The organism is Embleya sp. NPDC056575 (assembly GCF_042793325.1).
Lineage (GTDB): Bacteria > Actinomycetota > Actinomycetes > Streptomycetales > Streptomycetaceae > Embleya.
Genome location: NZ_JBHTVA010000093.1, coordinates 16,499 through 37,544 on the forward strand (window position 1 = coordinate 16,499; position 21,046 = coordinate 37,544).

The 21,046-nt window shown below is 71.7% G+C and carries 18 protein-coding genes; 12 read left to right on the plus strand and 6 right to left on the minus strand.

What is annotated here, in order from left to right:
* Positions 1–31: 31 nt before the first annotated feature.
* Positions 32–472, minus strand: coding sequence for a pyridoxamine 5'-phosphate oxidase family protein (locus ACFRCG_RS43210; protein WP_380042056.1), 441 nt, complete (start codon positions 470–472; stop codon positions 32–34).
* Between the two features lie 572 nt (positions 473–1,044).
* Here ACFRCG_RS43210 and hpnC point away from each other — a divergent pair.
* The 9 genes from hpnC to ACFRCG_RS43255 all read left to right on the plus strand — a co-directional run bounded on the left by hpnC (position 1,045) and on the right by ACFRCG_RS43255 (position 11,440).
* Positions 1,045–1,944 (plus strand): squalene synthase HpnC, encoded by a 900-nt coding sequence (hpnC, locus tag ACFRCG_RS43215; RefSeq protein WP_380042058.1) that lies wholly within the window; start codon positions 1,045–1,047, stop codon positions 1,942–1,944.
* Positions 1,945–1,954: 10 nt separating this feature from the next.
* Positions 1,955–2,836, plus strand: a complete 882-nt coding sequence (hpnD, locus tag ACFRCG_RS43220; protein WP_380042060.1) for a presqualene diphosphate synthase HpnD — start codon at positions 1,955–1,957, stop codon at positions 2,834–2,836.
* Positions 2,837–2,926: 90 nt separating this feature from the next.
* Entirely contained in the window at positions 2,927–4,300 is a 1,374-nt protein-coding gene (hpnE, locus tag ACFRCG_RS43225; protein WP_380042062.1) for a hydroxysqualene dehydroxylase HpnE, read from the plus strand.
* The gene (locus ACFRCG_RS43230) at positions 4,297–5,325 is read left to right on the plus strand and encodes a polyprenyl synthetase family protein (RefSeq protein ID WP_380042064.1); all 1,029 of its coding nucleotides are present in this window, start codon (positions 4,297–4,299) and stop codon (positions 5,323–5,325) included. The genes hpnE and ACFRCG_RS43230 overlap by 4 nt, the downstream gene beginning before the upstream one ends.
* A gap of 4 nt (positions 5,326–5,329) precedes the next feature.
* On the plus strand, positions 5,330–7,243 hold the full coding sequence (gene shc, locus ACFRCG_RS43235) for a squalene--hopene cyclase (protein ID WP_380042066.1): 1,914 nt from the start codon (positions 5,330–5,332) through the stop codon (positions 7,241–7,243).
* Between the two features lie 11 nt (positions 7,244–7,254).
* Entirely contained in the window at positions 7,255–7,884 is a 630-nt protein-coding gene (locus tag ACFRCG_RS43240; RefSeq protein WP_380042068.1) for a 1-hydroxy-2-methyl-2-butenyl 4-diphosphate reductase, read from the plus strand.
* The gene (locus ACFRCG_RS43245; protein ID WP_380042070.1) at positions 7,865–9,244 is read left to right on the plus strand and encodes an aspartate aminotransferase family protein; all 1,380 of its coding nucleotides are present in this window, start codon (positions 7,865–7,867) and stop codon (positions 9,242–9,244) included. Before ACFRCG_RS43240 ends, ACFRCG_RS43245 begins: the two co-directional genes overlap by 20 nt.
* Positions 9,245–9,326: 82 nt before the next feature.
* A complete protein-coding gene (locus ACFRCG_RS43250; protein ID WP_380042072.1) occupies positions 9,327–10,220 on the plus strand; it encodes an amidohydrolase family protein in 894 nt (297 codons plus the stop codon).
* Positions 10,220–11,440, plus strand: coding sequence for an amidohydrolase family protein (locus ACFRCG_RS43255; RefSeq protein WP_380042074.1), 1,221 nt, complete (start codon positions 10,220–10,222; stop codon positions 11,438–11,440). The genes ACFRCG_RS43250 and ACFRCG_RS43255 overlap by 1 nt, the downstream gene beginning before the upstream one ends.
* Positions 11,441–11,473: 33 nt before the next feature.
* On the opposite strand, the gene ACFRCG_RS43260 is transcribed toward ACFRCG_RS43255, so the two are convergent.
* The gene (locus ACFRCG_RS43260; RefSeq protein ID WP_380042076.1) at positions 11,474–12,136 is read right to left on the minus strand and encodes a response regulator; all 663 of its coding nucleotides are present in this window, start codon (positions 12,134–12,136) and stop codon (positions 11,474–11,476) included.
* A complete protein-coding gene (locus ACFRCG_RS43265) occupies positions 12,111–13,280 on the minus strand; it encodes a sensor histidine kinase (RefSeq protein WP_380042078.1) in 1,170 nt (389 codons plus the stop codon). The genes ACFRCG_RS43260 and ACFRCG_RS43265 overlap by 26 nt, the downstream gene beginning before the upstream one ends.
* Before the next feature lie 175 nt (positions 13,281–13,455).
* Here ACFRCG_RS43265 and ACFRCG_RS43270 point away from each other — a divergent pair, with 175 nt between their 5' ends.
* Entirely contained in the window at positions 13,456–15,726 is a 2,271-nt protein-coding gene (locus tag ACFRCG_RS43270; protein ID WP_380042080.1) for an MMPL family transporter, read from the plus strand.
* Positions 15,727–15,766: 40 nt separating this feature from the next.
* Here the strand turns inward: ACFRCG_RS43270 and ACFRCG_RS43275 are convergent, their stop codons facing one another.
* Together ACFRCG_RS43275 and ACFRCG_RS43280 are read right to left on the minus strand one after the other, a co-directional pair.
* Positions 15,767–16,492, minus strand: a complete 726-nt coding sequence (locus tag ACFRCG_RS43275) for an SDR family NAD(P)-dependent oxidoreductase (RefSeq protein WP_380042082.1) — start codon at positions 16,490–16,492, stop codon at positions 15,767–15,769.
* Positions 16,493–16,604: 112 nt separating this feature from the next.
* Positions 16,605–17,495, minus strand: a complete 891-nt coding sequence (locus ACFRCG_RS43280; RefSeq protein WP_380042084.1) for an NAD(P)H-binding protein — start codon at positions 17,493–17,495, stop codon at positions 16,605–16,607.
* Positions 17,496–17,638: 143 nt separating this feature from the next.
* On the opposite strand from ACFRCG_RS43280, the gene ACFRCG_RS43285 reads away from it, so the two are divergent.
* Complete coding sequence (locus ACFRCG_RS43285; protein ID WP_380042086.1) at positions 17,639–18,535, plus strand: LysR family transcriptional regulator; 897 nt, start codon at positions 17,639–17,641, stop codon at positions 18,533–18,535.
* Positions 18,536–18,585: 50 nt separating this feature from the next.
* Positions 18,586–19,071, plus strand: a complete 486-nt coding sequence (locus ACFRCG_RS43290) for a nitroreductase/quinone reductase family protein (RefSeq protein WP_379996581.1) — start codon at positions 18,586–18,588, stop codon at positions 19,069–19,071.
* 204 nt (positions 19,072–19,275) lie between these two features.
* On the opposite strand, the gene ACFRCG_RS43295 is transcribed toward ACFRCG_RS43290, so the two are convergent.
* Positions 19,276–20,607, minus strand: a complete 1,332-nt coding sequence (locus ACFRCG_RS43295; RefSeq protein ID WP_380042088.1) for an acyl-CoA synthetase — start codon at positions 20,605–20,607, stop codon at positions 19,276–19,278.
* Positions 20,608–21,046 lie beyond the last annotated feature (439 nt).

Consider the following 21,046-nt stretch of genomic DNA (forward strand, 5'->3'; position numbering starts at 1 on the left):
GGCCCGGTCCCGCTCCGGGCCCCGGCGCGGCTCAGGCGGGAATCGGCCGGTCCGCCGCCCGGAGCAGCCGCCCGGCGACCACCTCCGGCACGATCCGGAAGAACCGGTGCGGGTGTTCCGACTCCCACATGGGCGGCAGCACCTCGGCCAAGCGCGCGTGCTCGTGCGATTCGTCCACCCTCGAAACCCGGCCGGTGACCGTGACGGTCCACCCGTCGTGCTCGCGTGCGTCCCAGGCGTCCGCCTCGAACGCGCACACGCTGTCGTGCAGCGCCGCGTGTACCCTCCGGTCGGCGGCCAGGCGGAAGGCGAGCGCGCCCCGGTCGAGCCGGAAGCGCACCGGCAGGATCGCGGGCAGCGCGTCCAGGGTGAACACGACCCGCCCGATCGGCACGGAGGCCATCAGGGCGAGCGCGTCCTCGGGCGCGAGCTCGCGCAGGGCCCGCGCGTATCGATTCGTGTCGTCCGGCATGCCTCCAGGGTGCCCGGGGGCCGGCCGCGTGCGCAGGGGCAAAAGTCCCGGATGTGTGGACCGTCGATCGGCCGGGTGGAGGCCGATCGCCGAGGAGTCGCGCATTCGGGTATCGATTCGGTGTACGGCGGCGTGTCGGCGCGCACCGCTATCCTCCGGGTATTCCGCAAATCCGGAAAGTTGATCAACATTTCGCCGAGCACTCGCTTTATCGACCCCACTTGGTCCATTGCGCACGGATAATCGCCGTACTCCTCATGCGGAAGGTGGAACTCCGCACTACTCCGCAAGGAGGGGATCGGGTGTCGAAACCTCCGCAGGTGCCCGGAAACCACCGGGGCATGCCGGACGTCCTGAGTGGTACGGGGATCGTCGAGGGTGCCCCGGACGTTCACGGTGATAACAAAAGTGTTTCGCGAAGGAAAAGCCCGGGTGAGCTATGACACGCGTGTTCTCGGTGCTTGATCGATCCGACTTCGATCGGGCAAGCTGAACCGTCAGACCGACCGGGACGGCACGAATTCCTGGCCAACTGTAATGTTGGGGATGTTTTCGGGGGCCCAGGGAGAGATATGGGGAGTGATTCCCGCGGTCTCGAGCGCGCACCCGGCGCGAGTGACGACGACACGGCGGGCATCGACGCCGCGATCATCGACCCGGACGTGGTCATGCGTCAGGCCGGCCACGAGAACTTTCCCGTGGCGATGGGGATCCTGCGCCCCGACCACCGGCGACACCTGCTGGCCGTCTACGGCTTCGCCCGCCTGGTCGACGACATCGGCGACGAGGCAGAGGGGGACCGGGTCGCCCAGCTCGACGCGTTCGAGACGGACCTGCGCCGGGTCTTCACCGGCGAACCGCGCCTGGAGGTGCTGCGCCGGCTGCAACCGAGTGTGCGCGAACTCGATCTGCCGATCGAGCCGTTCCTGGGTCTGATCGAGGCCAACCGGCAGGACCAGGTGGTCCGCCGCTACGCGACCTACGACGACCTGGTCGCGTACTGCGCGCTGTCCGCCGATCCGGTCGGCCGGATCGTGCTGCACGTGTTCGGTCGCGCCACCGAGGAACGCATCGCCCGCTCCGACGAGATCTGTACCGCGCTCCAGATCGTCGAGCACCTGCAGGACGTGGCGGAGGACCTCGCCCGCGACCGGATCTACCTTCCGCGGGAGGACATGGACCGGTTCGGCGTCACCGAGGCCGACCTCGCCGCGCCCGCCGCCGCGCCCGCGGTGCGGCGGCTGATCGCCTACGAGGCTCACCGCGCGACGCGGCTGCTGCGCACCGGCGCACCGCTCGCGGGGACACTGCGAGGGCGCGAGCGCCTCGCGATCGCCGGGTTCGTGGCCGGCGGAAGAGCGGCCCTGGCCGCGATCGGCGACGTCGGCTTCGACGTCCTGGCCCACCGGGCGAAGCCCGGGAAGGCCGCCCTGCTGCGCGAGCTGTCCGGCGTACTGGTACGAAAGAGGTAAAAGGGGAACCATGGACGTCGACGCTTCGTATGCGTATTGCGAGCGCCTGACCCGCAATCAGGCGCGCAACTTCTACTACGGCATCAGGCTGCTGCCCGAGCCCAAGCGCCTCGCGCTCAGTGCCGTGTACGCCTTCGCGCGAGAGATCGACGACATCGGCGACGGCGACCTGCCCGCCGACCGCAAGGTCGCCGAGCTGGCCCGGATGCGCAAGCAGCTCAAGGACCTGAGCGCGGACCGCGATCCGGTCGCGGTCGCGCTCTCCGACGCCGCGACCCGGTTTCCGATCCCGCTGTCCGCGCTCGACGAACTCATCGACGGCGTCGAGATGGACGTGCGCGAGACCGAGTACGAGACCTTCGACGAGCTGCGGGTCTACTGCCGCTGCGTCGCGGGCACGGTGGGCCGGCTCTCGCTGGGCATCTTCGGCTCCCGCGACCCGCTGCACGCGCCCGACCTGGCCGACACCCTGGGCATCGCGCTCCAGATCACCAACATCCTCCGCGACATCAAGGAGGACAAGGACAACGGCCGGGTCTACCTGCCCCGCGAGGACCTGGCCAAGTTCGGCCTGGAGGACGCGTGGCACCGGGGCGGCCGGTTCACCCAGAGCGGCGCGTTCGACGACATGGTCCGGTTCGAGGCCGACCGCGCCGAGCAACTCTTCGAGCGGGGTCTGACCCTGCTCCCGCTGCTCGACCGGCGCAGCGCCGCCAGCACCGGGGCGATGGCGGGCATCTACCGCCGGCTGCTCACCCGGATCCGCGAGGAACCGGGCCAGGTGCTGATAGGTCGGCTCTCCCTCCCGGGCTGGGAGAAGGCCGAGATCGCCGCGCGCGCGCTGGCCGGACTGCCGGTCGGCGCTCGCTCGCTGCTCGCACGCGGGCGGTGAGACGTCGAGCGTTGACCGGCCCGGAGCCGGTGGGACAAACCGGTCGCAGGGGCCGGTACAGGGATTGATCACGTGGGTACGGAGCAAGGCATGAGCGCACGCATGGTGGTGATCGGGGGTGGCCTGGCGGGCATCACCGCCGCACTCGCCGCCGCCGACGCCGGCGTCGAGGTCACCCTCCTGGAGGGCCGACCCAGACTGGGCGGGGCGACGTTCTCGCTGCGCCGCGACGACATGTGGCTCGACAACGGGCAACACGTCTTCCTGCGCTGCTGTACCGAATACATCGCGTTCCTGGAGCGCATCGGCAGCGCCGACAAGGTCTACCTCCAGCCCCGGATGCACGTCCCGGTCCGTACCCCCTGGGGCACCCGGACCCGGCTCGCCCGCTCCGGCCTGCCCGCCCCGCTGCACCTGTCCTCGGCGCTGGCCCGCTACCCGCTGCTGACCATGGCCGGCCGGGCCCGGGTCGGCCTCGCCGCGCTCGCCCTGCGCCGGCTCGACCCGGCCGACCCCGCCCTGGACGAGGTCACCTTCGCCGCGTGGCTGGACCGGTTCGGCGTCACCGCCCGCGAACGCGAGGCGATGTGGGACCTGATCGGCATCGCCACGCTCAACCTGCCCGCGACCGAGGCCTCGCTCGCCATGGCGGTCAAGGTCTTCCGCACCGGCGTGCTCGACCGCAACGACGGCGCGGACATCGGGTGGAGCCTGGTCCCGCTCCAGGAACTGCACGGCGACGCCTCCGCCCGCGCGCTGGCCAAGGCCGGGGTCCGGGTGCGGCTGCGGGCCCGGGTCGACGCGCTTGACACCGGCGCCGGCGGCTTCGTCGTGCACGCGGGCGGTGAGCGGATCGAGGCCGAGGCGGTGGTGCTGGCGGTGCCGCACTACGACGCGGCCCGGTTGTTGCCCGCGGGTGCCCTGCTGCTCGACGACGTGCTTGCCGACCCGAACCTGCTCACCGGCCTCGGCACCTCGCCGATCGTGAACCTGCACGTGGTCTACGACCGCCCGGTCCTGGACGTCCCGCTCACCGCGGGCGTCGGGAGCCCGGTCCAGTGGATGTTCGACCGCAGCGCCGGACACGGTTTGGCGCCGGGCCGCTACGTGGCGGTGTCGTTGTCCGCGGCGGGTCGGGAAATCGACCTGACGAGCGCGCAGCTGCGGGATAGGTTCGTCCCGGAGCTGGCCCGCGTGCTGCCCGCTGCCCGGCAGGCCCGGGTGGAGCGGTTCGTGGTCACCAAGGAACGATCCGCGACCTTTCGTCCCGCCCCCGGTTCGGGCCGGCTTCGTCCCGGCCCCCGGACCGCGATCCCCGGTCTCGCCCTGGCCGGGGCGTGGACCGCCACCGGATGGCCCGCGACGATGGAGGGCGCCGTTCGCAGCGGCCTTTCCGCCGCCCGTGAGGCCCTCCCGCATCTCGGCCGCACCCGTGCCATTCCGGAGAGGACGACGCCGCTATGACGCTCGCCGACGCATCGATCGCCCCCGCCGTGCTCGATCGCGCGCGCGAGGCGAGTCGCCCCGCGCTGCGGGTCGCGACCGCCCGACTCGAACCGCCCCTGGCCCGCGTGGCCGCGTACCACATGGGGTGGGCCGACGAGGCGGGCCGCGAACTGCCGGGCAACGGCGGCAAGGCGCTGCGCCCCGCCCTCGCGCTGCTGTCCGCCGAGGCGGTCGGCGCGCCGACCGCCGTGGGCGTGCCGGGCGCGGTCGCGGTCGAACTCGTGCACAACTTCTCGCTGATCCACGACGACCTCATGGACGGCGACGAGGAACGTCGGCACCGGCCCACCGCGTGGAAGGTCTTCGGTCCCGGCCTCGCCGTCCTGGCCGGCGACGGACTGCTCGTGTTGGCCGAACAGGTCCTGATGGACGCCGACGAGGCGGACGGCGATCGCGCGGCCCGCCTGCTGACCGAAGCGACCGCCCGGTTGATCGACGGACAGTCCCAGGACCTGTCCTTCGAGGCCCGACTCGACGTCACCGTCGAGGAGTGCCTGACCATGGCGGGCAACAAGACCGGGGCCCTGCTGGCCTGCGCGTCGGCGATCGGGGCGGCCCTCGCGGGCGCCGACGAGCGCACCGTGCAGGCGCTGTACGGCTTCGGGCACCACCTCGGCGTCGCCTTCCAGGCGGTGGACGACCTGCTGGGCATCTGGGGGCGACCCGAGGTGACCGGCAAACCCGCCTGGAACGACCTGCGCCGGCGCAAGAAGTCCGTGCCGGTCGTCGCCGCGCTCGCGAGCGACACGACCGCCGGCCGTGAGCTGGCGCGCATCTACACGGACGAAGGACCGCGCAACGAGGAGGGACTGGCCCTGGCCGCGCGCCTGGTCGAGGACGCGGGCGGACGTGCCCGCACCGAGACCGAGGCGGCTCGGCGCCTGGAGCAGGCGATGGCCTGCCTGGATTCCCTGGACGTCCCGCAAGGTACCTACACGGACCTGACCTCTCTCGCGGCCTTCACCACCACTCGGGAGTTGTGAAGAGATGACAGTGACCGCCCAGCCGGGAATCGGCGATGTCAGTGATGACAGGGTCAGGGACGCGCTCGACAAGGCCGTCGCTCATCTGATGGAGCTTCAGGACGATGCGGGCTGGTGGAAGGGGGAACTCGAGACCAACGTCACGATGGACGCCGAGGATCTGCTCTTTCGCGAGTTCCTGGGCATCCGCACCGAGGAGCAGACCGCGGCGAGCGCCCGGTGGATCCGGGCCAACCAGCGCGCCGACGGCACCTGGTCGACCTTCTTCGGCGGCCCCGCCGACCTGTCGGTGACGGTCGAGGCCTACGTGGCGCTGAAGTTGGCGGGCGACGCCCCCGACGCCAAGCACATGGCCGCGGCGGCGGAGTTCATCCGCGACGGCGGCGGCCTGGCCGAGACCCGGGTGTTCACCCGCTTCTGGCTGGCCTTCTTCGGCTGGTGGTCGTGGGACGAACTGCCGGTGCTGCCACCGGAGATCGTCTATCTGCCCAAGTGGTTCCCGCTCAACGTCTACGACTTCGCCTGCTGGGCCCGGCAGACCATCGTGCCGCTGACCATCGTCAGCTCGATGCGCCCGGTCCGGCCCGCGCCGTTCGGCCTGGCCGAACTGCGCCCGACCAAGCCGGTGGTGGGCAAGGCCGCCGCCGCCGACCCGTGGTCGCGCGTGTTCCGGGCGCTGGACGCCGGGCTGCACCAGTACCGGAAGCGGCCGATCAAGCCGATCCGGCAGGCCGCGATGCGCAAGGCCGAGCAGTGGATCATCCGCCGCCAGGAGGCCGACGGCGGCTGGGGCGGCATCCAACCGCCGTGGGTCTACTCGCTGATCGCGCTGCGGCTGATGGGGTATCCGCTCAACCACCCGGTGATGGCACAGGGCATCAAGGGCCTGGACGGCTTCACCATCGTGGACACCGACGAGGACGGCGAGGTGCGCCGCCGGTTCGAGGCGTGCCAGTCGCCGGTGTGGGACACGGGCCTGACCCTGGTCGCCCTGCGGGACGCGGGGGTCCCGGCGGGCGACCCGAGGGTGGTCAAGGCGGCCGGGTGGCTGATGGACGAGGAGATCCGCGAGGTCGGCGACTGGGCGGTGCGCCGGCCGCATCTGGAACCGGGCGGGTGGGCCTTCGAGTTCGCCAACGACTACTACCCGGACACCGACGACACGGCCGAGATCGTGATGGCCCTGCGCTACACCGACCACCCCGACGGGGCGCGCAAGGCCGCGGTCCTGGACCGGGCCGAGCGGTGGACGGCCGGGATGCGCAGCAAGGACGGCGGGTGGGGCGCGTTCGACGCGGACAACGTCAGCATCCTGCCGCTGAAGTTGCCGTTCAGTGATTTCGGCGCGGTCACCGATCCGCCCTCGGCCGACGTGACCGCGCACATCGTGGAGATGCTGGCCGACGGCGGCGCCCGCTACAGCTCCTATGTCGCCGACGGCGTCAAGTGGCTGATGGAGCATCAGGAGGCGGACGGCTCCTGGTTCGGCCGCTGGGGCGCGAACTACGTCTACGGCACCGGCGCGGTGGTGCCGGCGCTGGTGACCGCGGGAGTCGACCCCCGGCACGCGGCGATCCGGCGCGCGGTGGCCTGGCTGGAGACCCGGCAGAACCCGGACGGCGGCTGGGGCGAGGATCTGCGCAGCTACGACGAGGCCGACACCTGGTCGGGACGCGGCGAGTCGACCGCGTCGCAGACCGCGTGGGCGCTGCTCGCGCTGCACGCGGCGGGCGAGTTCGGCGAGGTCGCGCAGCGTGGGATCGACTGGCTGACCGAGCATCAGAACGAACTGGGCGGGTGGGACGAGCCGCAGTTCACCGGCACCGGCTTCCCCGGCGACTTCTACATCAAGTACCACATGTACCGGCTCGTCTTCCCCGTGATGGCGCTCGGCCGGTATGCCAGGACGACAGGCTGATCATGCCCTTGATGGTGGTCACTCCGCTTCGGATCGAGATGCGTGCGGTCGAGGCGGGGCTGATGGGGGCCTTCAACGTGCGCGTGGTGCGCGCGGGCATGGGCGCGGACAAGGCTCGTGCCCGCGCACGGGCCCTGTCCGCGCTGCCTGCCGAGGAGTTCGGCGCGTTGGCGGTGGCGGGATTCGGCGCGGGGGTCGGCCCCGGCGTCGCGGTGGGCGACGTCGTGGTCGCCTCCGAGGTGCGCGGCCCGGACGGGTCCGTGATCGAACTGCCCACGTCCGGCGTGCTGTTGGAGTGGATGCGGCGGGTCTCGCCGAAGCTGACACTGCATCACGGCCCGATCGAGACGGTGGACAAGCTGGTCAAGGGTCGGGCCCGGGGCACGCTTCGCGAACGGGGCGTGCTGGCCGCGGACATGGAGTCGGTGTGGCTGCTGGCGGCGGCGGGGGAGCGGCCGGCCGGGGTGATCCGGGTGATCACCGACACCCCGGAGCGCGAACTGCTCCGGCCCCGCCTGGTGGTGGACGGGTTCCGGGCGTTTCGCACGTTGCGCCACGCCACCCCGGCCCTGCTTGACTGGGCCAACGACGAGCGAATCAAGTCAGGAGGTACGGCGGGCGATGACGTTCGATCTGGGTGAGACGTACGAGGCGTACGCGGACCGCGGCTTCGAGCTGCACGCGAAGCACCTCAACCCGCAACTCCCGCGCGTGCTGCGGACGATCGGCATGGACCGGAAGTACGTCCGGGCCGAGGGGCCGTACCTGTACGACGACAAGGGTGAGCGATACCTGGACTTCCTCTCCGGGTTCGGCACCTACGGGGTGGGCCGGCACCATCCCGTGGTGCGCAAGGCGATGCAGGACGTGATCGCGCTCGACCTGCCGGACATCGTGCACTTCCACACCCCGCCGCTGGCCGCCGCGCTGGCCGACCGGCTGCTCGCCCGCGCGCCCGGGATGGATCGGGTGTACTTCTGCAACAGCGGGACCGAGGCGGTCGAGGCGGCGCTGAAGTTCGCCCGGTTCGCCACCGGGCGGCGCCGGATCGTCTACATCGACCACGCCTTCCACGGGCTGACCACGGGCGCGCTCTCCGTCAACGGCGCGGCCGAGTTCCGCAAGGGCTTCGAGCCGCTGCTGCCGGACGTGGGTATCAAGCTGGGCGATCTGGACGCGCTGGCCCGGGAGTTGAAGCGCGGTGACGTCGCGGCGCTGATCATCGAGCCGATCCTGGGCAAGGGTGTGCTCGCGCCGCCGCCGGGGTGGCTGGCCGCCGCGCAGAAGTTGTTGCGCGAGCACGGCGCGCTGCTGATCGCCGACGAGGTGCAGACCGGGATGGGGCGCACCGGCAGGTTCTTCGCGTACCAGTGGGAGGACGGCGTCGAGCCGGACATCGTCACGGTCGCGAAGGCGTTGTCGGGCGGCTATGTGCCGATCGGCGCGACGCTGACCCGTGACTGGGTGTTCAAGAAGGTCTATTCGACGATGGACCGGGTGCTCGTGCACGACTGCACGTTCGGCGGCAACAATCAGGCGATGGCGGCGGGTCTGGCCACGCTGGCGGTGCTCGACGACGAGGACCTGATCGGGAACAGCGCGCGGATGGGCGACGCGTTCACGGCGGCGCTGACCCCGCTGATCGACAAGTACGAGCTGTTCGCGGAGGTGCGCGGGCGGGGCCTGATGATCGGCCTGGAGTTCGGCAAGCCGCGCTCGCTGAAGTTGCGCGCCGGGTGGACGGCGCTCCAGGCGGCCCGGCACGGGTTGTTCGCGCAGATGGTGGTGGTACCGCTGTTCCAGCGGCACCGGGTGCTCACCCAGGTGGCGGGCGACCACATGGACGTGATCAAGCTGCTGCCGCCGTATGTGATCGGGCAGGAGGACGTGGACCACTTCGTCGCGGGCTTCGTGGACGTGATGGACGACGCGCACAAGGGCACGGGGCTGATGTGGGACTTCGGTCGGACCCTGATCAAGCAGGCGATGACCAACCGCTGACACCCCGGTTTGGCTATGGCCGTCGCCCCCTGCTGCTGTTAAGTTGATGGAGTCAATCAACTTTATGGGCAGGGGGTTCGCCATGTCCGAAGCCGGGTCCACCGGGTCGCCCGGGTCCGCCGGCGCCTTGGGCGCGGTCGATCTGATGATCGGCTTCCCGAGTGCGCAGGCCAGGAGCCACTACGACTTCCTGAAGCCGCAACTGCGTGACGCGGAGAGCGGCGAGATGGAGTTTCCCGCCGAGTACATGTTCAAGGGTGTGCCGAACCGGCTGGACGAAGGAGCCGATCCGGTCGAGGTGACGATCGGTCGGATGGACGCGTGCGGCGTCGAGATCGGCCTGGTCGGGCTGAGCGAGACCGCGCTGCGCGCGATCGCCGCGCATCCGAAGCGGTTCCGGCCGACGTTGGAGGTGGACCCGAACGACATCACCAAGGCCGTGCGCCGGATCCGGGCGGCGTACGAGGAGCACGGGATCGTCGCGGTGACCACGTTCCCGGCGGGCTGCAATCCGCAGGTGCCGGTGAGCGATCGGCGCTACTACCCGATCTACCAGACCTGCATCGACCTGGATCTGCCGATCGTGTCCAACGCGGGCATCGCCGGCCCGCGGGTGCCGTCCGCGTGCCAGGACGTGATGCACTTCGACCAGGTCTGCTACGACTTCCCCGAGCTGCGGATCGTGATGCGGCACGGCGCGGAGCCGTGGGAGGACCTGGCGGTCAAGCTGATGCTCAAGTGGCCGGGGCTGTACTACATGACCTCGGCGTTCGCGCCGAAGTACTACCCGAAGGCGATCGTCGACTACGCGAACACGCGTGGGGCGGACAAGGTGATGTACGCGGGCTACTACCCGATGGGGTTGTCCCTGGAGCGCATCTTCCGCGAGCTGCCGGACGTGCCGTTCAAGCCCGAGGTGCGGGCGAAGTTCCTGCGGGAGAACGCGATGCGGGTATTCAAGCTGGGGGAGCGGTGATGGGCGGGTCGAGCGGTGCGAGCGGTTCGGGGCGGTACACCGTCATCTCGGCGGACGGGCATGCCGGCGCGGGCATGGACGTCTACCGGGAGTTCCTGGACCCGGCCTGGCATGAGGAGTTCGACGCCTGGCGGGGGCGCTACCGCAACCCGTTCCGCGACCTCCAGGGCGACGGGCGTACCCGCAACTGGGACGACGAGCGGCGGATCGCCGAACTGGCCGCCGACGGGATCGTCGCCGAGGTGGTGTTCCCGAACACGGTGCCGCCGTTCTTCCCCACCGGCCAACTGCTCGCGCGCCCACCGTCGTCGGCGCACTCCTATGCCCGCCGGCTGGCCGGGATCCGGGCGCACAACCGGTGGCTGGCCCAGTGGTGTGGCGGAGCGAATGCCGTACGCCGGGCCGGACTCGCCCAGGTGTTCCTGAACGACGTCGACGACGCGGTGGCCGAGGCCGTGTGGGCCAAGGAGAACGGGCTCGCGGGCATCCTGATCCCGACCACGCCGCCGGACGCGACCGGGATCCCGCCGCTGTACGCGCCGCAGTGGGACCGGCTGTGGGAGGTGTGCCAGGACCTGGAGTTGGCGGTGGTCAACCACGGGGGCTCCGGTAGTCCGGACTACGGGGACTACCCGGCGGCGACGTTCCTGTGGATCGCCGAGGCGACGTTGTTCTCCCGTCGGCCGCTGACCCACATGCTGTTGTCCGGGGCGTTCGCGCGCTTTCCCCGGCTGAAGTTCGCGATCACCGAGCAGGGTGCCGCCTGGGTCCCGCCGCTGCTGCGGCAACTGGACGCCTATCACGCGCAGATGGCGTCGGGGCGGATCGGCGAACTCAAATACACCGAGGCGGACCGGTTGCCCGAGCCGCCGAGCGTGTACTTCGCCCGCAACTGCTGGGTGGGCGCGAGCTTCCCGTCGCCGACGGAGGCCGCGGCGCGGCACGAACTGGGCGTGGACCGCTACATGTGGGGCGCGGACTACCCGCACGACGAGGGCACTTACCCGTACACGCGCGAGTCGTTGCGCCGCTCCTTCCACGACGCGTCGCCCGAGGAACTGCGCGCGATCCTGGCCGGCAACGCGGCGACGCTGTACGGCTTCGACCTGGCCGCACTGGACGCGCTCGCGGCGGAGGTGGGACCGACGCACGCGGAGGTGGCGGAGCCGTTGGCGACGGTCCCCGAGGACAGCAACAGCCCTGCGTTCACCCGCTCCTGACGGGGGCTCATGGGACACGGCCCGGCACCCGGCTCAGGGGCCGGGGAGGATACGGCGGGTTTCGTAGGCCCACATCGCGATCTCGACCCGGTTGCGGGCGCCGAGTTTGGCCATCAGGCCGGCAAGATGCGTCTTCACCGTGCTGAGACTGATGTGCAGTGCGTCGGCGATCTCGGTGTTGGTCAGCCCGCGAGCGACGGCGAGGAGCACCTGCTCCTCACGGGCGGTGACGGGGGAGATCGGCTGGACCGCGGGCCGGCCGGCGGGCAGGTCCGCGAACGCCTGGAGCAGACGGACGGTGACGCTGGGCGCGATGAGCGCCTCGCCGCCGGACGCCGACTGTACGGCCTGGGCCAGCAGGTCGGGTCCCGTGTCCTTGAGGAGGAATCCGCGGGCGCCGGCACGCAGCGCGCCGTAGACGTACTCGTCGAGATCGAAAGTGGTGATGACGACCACGGCCAGTGGGTCGGCCACGCCCGGGCCGGCGACCAGCCGGGTGGCCTCGAGCCCGTCGATCACGGGCATACGGATGTCGAACAGGCAGACGTCGGGCCGCAGTTCGCGGGCCAGACGGACCGCCTCCCGGCCGTCGGCGGCCTCGCCGACCACCTCGATGCCGGGCTGGGCGTTCAGCATGATCCGCAGCCCGGTGCGGATGATGGTCTGGTCGTCAGCGACGAGGACGCGGATGGGCACCGCTTTCGGTCCTCCCTCTCGGCAACTCGGCTTCGACATGCCAGCCCTGTTCGGGGCCGGGGCCTGCCTGTAGTTTGCCGCCGAGCAGGGCGGCGCGCTCGTGCAGCCCGGCAAGTCCGTATCCGGCACGGCCTCGGCCGGTGTGGCGGCCGTTGTCGCGCACGCTCACCCGTACCGTGTGCCGTTCCGCGGTGACCCGGACGACGACCTCGGTCGCGTCGGCCGCGTGGCGCATGGCGTTGGTCACCGACTCCTGCACAATGCGGTAGACGGCCGCGTCCACGGCCGGGGGCAGCGTGTGCAGTTCGCCGTCGAGCCCCACGTCGACCCTGAGCCGAGCACCCGGGGTGCGCGTCAGGCGCTCCAGATCCGCGACACCGGCAGGCGGCGCCAACTCGGCGCCGGCTCCGCGGTCGCGCAGCGCGGTGACCATGGCTCGCATCTCCTCCAGCGTGCGCGCCCCTTCCTCCTCGACCCCCTCCAGCGCCTCGACGGCGGCGGACGGGTCGGTGCCCGCGAGCACCCGGCCGGCCTGGGCGCTGATCACCATGGCCGAAACGTGGTGGGCCACCGTGTCGTGCAGTTCCCGGGCGAGCTGCTCACGCTCGCGGGAGCGCACCTGCTCCAACTGCCGCTCGCGGGCGGTCACCAGGAACCGCACGGCAGCCCCGATCAAGCCGGGCAGCAAGAGGAAGACGAAGCCCCCGACCTGTTCGGCGGCCGGGGTTTCGTACGTGACGACACACAGCGCGAAGGCCGTGAGGATCACCGCGCCGCCCAGCACGATCTCCCGTCCCGATCCCCACCGGGCCAGCGCGTACACCAGCACGAGCACGACCGCGCCGGTGTCCGGGCCGACGGGCCCCGGCGCGGCGACCAGTGAGACCAACTGGAGCAGGATCACCGAGCCGAACGCCAGCGTGACCATCCCCAGTGGGCGGGTCCGGCGCCACAGGGACAGCAGGCACAGCCATAGGGCGAACACCACGGCCACCGGCCGCCACACGACGTTCTCGCGCAGGGTGGCCTCCAGCACCACACCGCCCACGGCCGCGGCGAGCAGCGCCCAATCCCGCCACACCCGGGCGGGCGCGTCGGGCGGTCGGGGTTCGGTCCACAGGGTTCGCAGGTCGTTTCGCAGCACGGTTTCCAGCCTAGGGACCGCGCCGTGCCGCGCATCGGCCGAAAGGACGGGGCGTCGCTCCGCCGCGGGGCCGAAGGATCCGCGGCCCGCGAGCCGATGCCGCGGAGCACCGTGGCGACGAACCTCGACATCGGCGGCCGGACAAGGACGGCCGACGAGGTGGTTGGAGAAACCGATGCTCTCGAAAGCCCTGTTGCGCCTGGGCGCAAGCGCCGCCCGCCATCCCTGGCGGGTGATCGCGGCATGGCTGATCGCCGCCACGCTTGCCGTTGTCGCCGCGATCGCCATCGGCGGGCGGACCGCGGACTCGATGACCGTTCCGGGACTGGATTCCCAACGGGCCGCGGAACTGATCGAGCGGGCCGGCACCGGCCAAGAGGGGATGACCGCCCAGGTGGTCGTCACCCCCCGCGACGGCGGTGCGACGTTCTTCGACCACGGCGACGCGCGCACCGCTCTCACGCGGTTGCAGACCGAGGTGCGGCGGCTGCCGCACGTGCTCGGCACGAGCGATCCGGCCGGGGCGCTCGACGCGGGCGGGGACACCTCCGTGCGCGGCGGCCTTGTTTCGGCCGACGGGCGGATCGCGGTCGTCCGGGTGCAGTACCCCGACCAGAGCCGGCTGTCGGCGAAAGACCTCGACGCCCTCGTCGATCTCGGCGATCGGCTGCGCGCCGAACTGCCCCTGCGCGTCGAGATGGGCGGGAGCCTCTTCTACGCCTTCTCCGACCCCGACGGCGGGGTGAGCGAGCTGATCGGCATCCTCGCCGCGGCCGCGATCCTGTTCCTGGCGTTCGGTTCGCTCGTCGCCGCCGCGCTGCCGATCGGCATGGCGGTCTTCGGGCTGACCGTCGGGGTCGCCACGATGACGGTACTGGCGGGGGTGACGGACGTCCCGACCTTCGCCCCTGTCCTGGGCAGCATGGTCGGGCTCGGGGTGGGCATCGACTACGCGCTGTTCGTGCTCGCCAGACACCGGGAGTATCTCGCGCGCGGGCTCGATCCCCGCGAGGCGGCGGGACGTGCGGTGGCCACGGCGGGCAGGCCCGTGGTCTTCGCCGGCGGCACCGTCGTCGTATCGATCCTCGGCATGGCGGTCGCGCACGTACCGTTCATGACGGTGGGCGGGTTCGCCGTCTCGATCGTCGTCCTGACCATGGTGCTCGCGTCGGTGACGCTGCTGCCGGCCTTCCTCGGCGCCGCCGGCCCACGCCTGGCCCGGCCCGGCCGGATCGGCCGGGCTCTGCGGACCGGGAGGGCGGGCCGACTCGCCCGGCGGCGGGACCCGGCGGCAGGCGCCGCCCACGCCGCCGGGTGGCGTCGCTGGATCGGGCACGTCAGCCGACACCCCGTGCCGTACGCGGTCGGCGCGGCGGGCCTGCTGCTGACCGCCGCGCTGCCCGTGCTCGGCCTGCGCGTCGGCCTGCCCGACGACGGCTCACTGCCGCACAGCCGTACCGAGCGCCGGGCCTACGACCTCGTCGCCGAGGGGTTCGGCCCGGGCACCAACGGTCCCCTCGTCATCGCCGCGGACCCCGCCGGTGATCCGGGAGTGCTGGACCGACTCGTCGCGACGGTCGCGGCGGATCCGGGCATCGCGTCCGTCGCCCCGACGCACATCGATCAGGCCACCGGCATCGCGACCCTCGTGGTGTTCCCGACGACCAGCCCTCAGGACAAGGCCACGGCCGACACCATCGCCCGGCTGCGCACCGACGTGCTGCCCACGGCGATCGGGCACGGCCCGGCCAGGGCCCACGTCGGCGGCGCCACCGCGAGCCTGTCCGATGTGGGCCGACGCACCAGCGAACGCCTGCCGCTGTTCGTCGCCACCGTGCTGGCGATGTCGTTCCTGCTGCTGATGGCGGTCTTCCGCTCGATACTCGTACCGCTCAAGGCGGTGGTGCTGAATCTGCTGAGCATCGGCGCGGCCTACGGCGTCATGGTCGCGGTCTTCCAGTGGGGTTGGGGAGGCGCACTCATCGGGCTGGAAGCGACGGTTCCGATCGTGTCGTTCATCCCGATGTTCCTCTTCGCCATCCTGTTCGGCCTGTCGATGGACTACGAGGTGTTCCTGCTCTCCCGCGTCCGCGAGGAGTACCTGCGCACCGGCGACAACGGCACGGCGATCGTCGACGGCATCTCGGGCACCGCCCGGATCATCACCTCGGCCGCCCTCATCATGGTGGCGGTCTTCCTGTCCTTCGCCGTCCCCGACGACCCCTCCACCAAAATGTTCGGGCTCGGCCTGGCCACCGCGATCTTCATCGACGCCACGGTCGTACGCATGGTGCTGGTACCGGCGACCATGACACTCCTGGGCCGGGCCAACTGGTGGCTGCCGAAGTGGCTGGACTCGCTGCTTCCCCGCGGCCCGGTCGGCACCGACGACATCGACGCGGAATCCGCGGGTGAGGCCCCGCGTCCACGGCTGGTCGACCGTTGACTCGACGCCTGCCCACCCTTCGGCGCCCGGCACCTCGGCGCTAGCGGCCCAGGACGTGGCCGCCGCTGACGTTGACGAACTCGCCGGTCATGTAGCCCGCTTCGGGGGAGGCGACGAAGGCGACCGCGGCGGCGATGTCGTCGGGACGGCCGATGCGCTTGACCAGGGTGGCCTCCGCGCGGCGGGCGTGTTCGGCGGCGTCCTGGACCATGTCGAAGGCGAACTCGGTGTCGGCGACGTAGCCCGGGACGACGATGTTGGCGGTGATGCCGTCGGGGCCGACCCGGGCGGCGAGGGTGTGGTTCCAGGCGTGCACGGCGGCCTTGGCGGCGCCGTACGCGTTGTTCCCGCGCAGTCCGGCGGTCGAGCCGATCGACACGATGCGGCCGCCGGGGCGGGCGATGCGGGGGAGCAGGGCCTCGGTGAGCAGGATGGTGGGCAGGACGACGTGGTCGTACATCCCGCGCCAGTGGTCGGCGACGGCGGCCAGGTCGGGCTCGTCGAGGGCGGGCAGCCGCTGGCCGGCGTTGTTGACCAGGACGTCCACCCGCGCGGGCAGCGACTCCCTGGCCCGCTCCACCGCATGAGGGTCCGTCAGGTCGACGGCGACCGCGACGCCGCCGATCTCCTCGGCGACGGCGGCGATCGGCCCGGGACGACGGCCCAGCACGGTCACGTGGTCGCCCTGTGCGGCGAATCGGCGCGCGATGGCCCGTCCGATGCCGCTGCCCGCGCCGCTGACCACCACGAATCGCCGTGCGTCCATGCCCCGTTGTCCCCTCGTAGGATTTGTCGCGATCCTACGAGGGGGAGGGCACCCCGACCTGCCCATATCGGTGTGATCACACGCACGTGCGTCGCGCGCGGACCGGGTTCGCTCAGGCCACGACGGCGGGCCGCAGCACCTCCTCGCACCACCGGCGGAACGTGGTCGGCGCGGTCTCGGGCGTGCTCGCCGCGTCGGCGCCGTAGTAGCCCTGGGCGTCCAGCGAGTCCACCATGTCGGCGAGCCCCCGGGCCCACGCCTCGCTCGCGCCGAAGCCGATCAGGGTCGCCTTGTACTCGGCGCTGCTCGTGCGCCGGAACCCGATTGGCCGGCCCAGCACCTCGGACAGGACCTCCGCCATGCCCAGCGGGGTCAGCTCGTCGGGGCCGACCAGCGGGACGTCGGCCGAACCGGTCCAGGAGTCGTCGAGAAGCAGTCGGACCGCCGTGGCGGCGATGTCCCGGGTGGCGCAGGTGCGCAGGATTCGGTCCTCGGTGGTGGCCAGGAAGAACATGCCGGTGCGGCGGATCGCCTCGACCTGGTGCAGCAGGTTCTCCATGAGGAAGGGCGGACACAGCGCCCGGTAGTGCACGTCCATGGCGGTGATCGCCTCGTCCATGGCGAGCGAGGCGGAGATCTGCCCGGCGTTCTCGGCCACGCCGCGCCCGAGGGTGGAGACGGCGACGACGCGTCGGACGCCGTCGTCGCCGACCACGTCGCGCAGCGGCTCGGTGAAGGCGCGGAAATGGCCGTCGACGCTCGCCGCTCCGGGCGTCGGCGGCACCAGCCAGAAGATGCGGTCGGCGCCCGCGCACGCCTCCTTCAGCACGACGGGGTCGGCGTGCGAACCCACGACGACCTCGACCCGCTCGCGGATGTTCGCGGGCAGGCGCGCGGGGTCGCGGGCGATCACCCGGATGGGCGGGACGGCGCCCGGGGCGTCGAGAAGATCGGTGAGAACCTGCGCGCCGATCCGTCCGGTCGGGGTGGTGACGACGATCACGAATACTCCAGGAGAGATGTTCGAAGGGATGTCGTCGAGCCTGGTGGCCGGCGGCTTCGAACTGAAGGATCGATCGGCTCCCGGTTGTTACCCTCAGGGCAATACCGGGTGAGGTGCGAGTGCGAGAGGGAGAGGGTGAGTACGTGGAGTCCCGCCCGCTGCGCTACTTCGTCGCCGTCGCCGAGGAGTTGAACTTCGCGCGCGCCGCCGAGCGGCTGGGGATCTCGCCGCCACCGCTGTCGCGCGCGATCCGCGCGCTGGAGACGGAAGTGGGCGCGGTCCTGTTCGAGCGGACCACGCACAGTGTGGCGCTGACCCCCGCCGGGACGGTGCTCCTGGCGGAGGCGCGGCCCGCGCTGGACGCGCTGGAGGCCGCCGGACGCCGGGCCCGGCGCGCCGCCGACGCCTCGCCGAAGCTGGTGCTTGCGGTGAAGGCGGATGGTGACGGGGACCTGCTGGAGCCGATGCTGGCGCGCCACGCGGCCGAACCGGGAGCGATGCCGGTACGGATCCGGCTGTGCGGCTGGCAGGAACAGCCCGACCTGCTGCGCCGGGGCGAGGTGGACGTGGCCCTGGTCCACGAGCCGTTCGACCGCGCCGGCCTGGACGCCGAGACGCTGATCGCCGAACCGCGCGTGGCCGCCCTCGCCGCCGCACACCCGCTCGCGGCCGAGGAGTCGTTGACCCTCGCCGACCTCGGCCTGCGCCCCCAGGAGGTGGACCGCTACATCGAGGAGCACCGCCACGCGGGGCGCGACCTCGCCCAACTGCTGACGTTGGTGACCCTGGAGTGCCGAACCCCGCTGCTGCCGCGTTCGGTCGCCGCCCGCTACCCCCGCCCGGGCGTCGTGTTCCGGCCGGTCGCGGACGCGCCGCCGTCGGTCCTGGCCGTCGCCTGGCCCGAACGGTCCCGCTCGACGGCGGTGGCGGCGCTGGTCCGAGCGGCCTCGGCGGTGGCCCGGGCGGGGGTCGGGAGCCGTGACGCGGACCACGTCCGGATCCCCGAGACCGGCATTGATGGTTGGCGGGACCCGGACTAGAGTCGCGCAACCCAACTGCCGCGCGTGCCTTTCCTGGAGCGAAAACCATCATGGCGGAACAGAAGAACGACGAATTCATCGAGCCCTCGCCCGAGGAGATCGTTCTCTTCACCAAGGAGCACGTCTCGCAGATGGAACAGTCGGACGGCGACGACGTCTGGCTGCTCGCCGGGATGGACCACGTGCTCGTACACACGGTCGGCCGCAAGAGCGGCCGGATGCACAAGGTCGCCCTGCCGTTCTGGGCGGACGAGAACGGTCACCGCATCGTGGTCGGCTCCTTCGCCGGCGCCGCCAAGCACCCGTCCTGGTACGTGAACCTGTCCGACCGCACGGCGAACCCGCAGCTCCTGGTCCGCGTGCAGCACGCGACGTACTGGAGCGTCCCGGAAATCCTCGACGGCGACGAGTACACGAAGACCTGGGCCGCCCTGACCGCCGACCGCGCCTACTACGCCAACTACCAAACCCGCACCGACCGCCGAATCCCCCTCATCCGCCTCCCGGAAACCACCCTGATCGCCACCCGAGGCTGAGAGCCGGTCACGAACTCCCGGGCGTCGTCGGCCGGTTTGTACGACCATTCGCACTCCCACCGCTCGTATTCACTGAGCGGCCCCTTGAGCATGCGGACCTTCAAGGTCTCGACATAGGCGACACGGACGTGATCGTTGACTCCCGGGACGACGAACCGGTTCGTGATCCCGGCGGCGTGGGCGCCTACTGGCCGCACCACGCGTTCAGTCGGCCAGCAGCTTCTTCTGGACCTTGCCCATCGCGTTGCGCGGGAGATCGGCGACGAAGAGGACGCGGCGGGGGCGCTTGTGCACGGACAGCCCGGCGGCCACGTGGTCGATGAGTTGGCGCTCCGTCACCCCGCCGCCCGGTGCCAGGACCACGAACGCGACGATCTCCTGGCCGAGATCGGCATGCGGGGCGCCGATCACGGCCGCCTCGTGGACCGCCGGGTGGGCCAGGAGCGCGCCCTCGACCTCGCCCGCGCCGACCCGGTAGCCGCCGGTCTTGATCAGGTCCGTACTCGCCCGGCCGACGATCCGGTGCCGGCCGTCGGCGTCGATCACCGCCACGTCGCCGGTGCGGAACCAGCCGTCGGTGGTGAGCGTCGCGGCGGTGGCCTCGGGGCGATTCAGGTATCCCTGGAACAGCGTCGGCGAGTCGACCTGCAACTCGCCCACGGTCTCGCCGTCATGCGCACACGGCGAGCCGTCCTCGCCGACCAGCCGCGTCCGCACACCCGTGATCGGCCACCCGACGGATCCGGGCCGGCGTTCGCCGTCGGCCCGGGTGCTGAGCGTGATCAGCGTCTCGGTCATGCCGTAGCGCTCCACCGGCCGGTGTCCGGTGAGTTCGGCGACACGCTCGAACACCGGCACCGGCAGCGGCGCGCTCCCCGACACCAGCAGCCGCGCGCCGGCCAGCGCGCGCGCCGAGTCCGGATCCTGCGCGATCCGCGACCAAACGGTCGGCACGCCGAAGTACAGACTGCCCCCGGCCGCCGCGTAGCCCGCCGGGGTGGGCCGCCCCGTGTGCACGAGCCGCGACCCGGTCCGCAGCGCCCCGAGCACGCCCAGCACGAGCCCGTGTACGTGGAACAGCGGCAGCCCGTGCACGAGTACGTCGTCCGCCGTCCAGTCCCACGCCTCGATCGCTCCGTCCAGCCCGGCCGCGATCGCCGCGTGCGAGATCAACACACCCTTCGGCGGGCCGGTGGTGCCACTGGTGTACAGGATCAGCGCCGTCGCATCCGGACCCGGCTCCGGCAGCGTGCCGGCCGACCGAGCGGCGGAGTCGACCTCCATGGTGGGCAGCCCGGTGTCCGTCCACGGCCCCGGCGCCACCAGCAGCACGGCCCCCGAGTCCGACAGGATGTGCGCCCGCTCCAACGGCCCCGAATCCGGCGGCACCGGCACCACCGGCACCCCGGCCAGCAACCCACCCAGCGTGGCGATCACCGTCCCCAACGAGGCATCGGCCCGCACCGCCACGGCCGGTGCCCCGGCAATCCTCCCCGCCAACGCCCGAGCCGCCCCGAACAACCCCTCCCGCGACATCGCGTCCCCACCGACGACAACCGCATCCCCACGATCCGTCCCAACCCCGTCGGCAGACACGACAAGAGACACGCAGCACCCTCCACAACCCCGGCCGATCAACCCATCGATGCTATGCGCCAGAACCCCAACAATGAGCAATTCCCCACCCGTTCGGCCCGCCTCGCGCCCCCGCCGACACCAGAGCACCGACCCCGACGACCACCCGGATCCCGACTGTGGCGCCACGGTGGTCGGTATCCGGGAAGCGGGAAAGCGGGGAAGCGGGGAAGCGGGGGAGCGGGGCACGACGTGGCTGCGCGCGGTGTTGCCGGATGCGTTGCCGAGCGGTCGGGTGTTCGCGGCGGGCGTTGCGCGTGTGGTTGCGGGGTGCCGGTGCGGGGCGGGCCGGTGTCGCCGGGTGTGCCGCTGCCGGCGTGCGGGGCTCCGAGACTGGGGG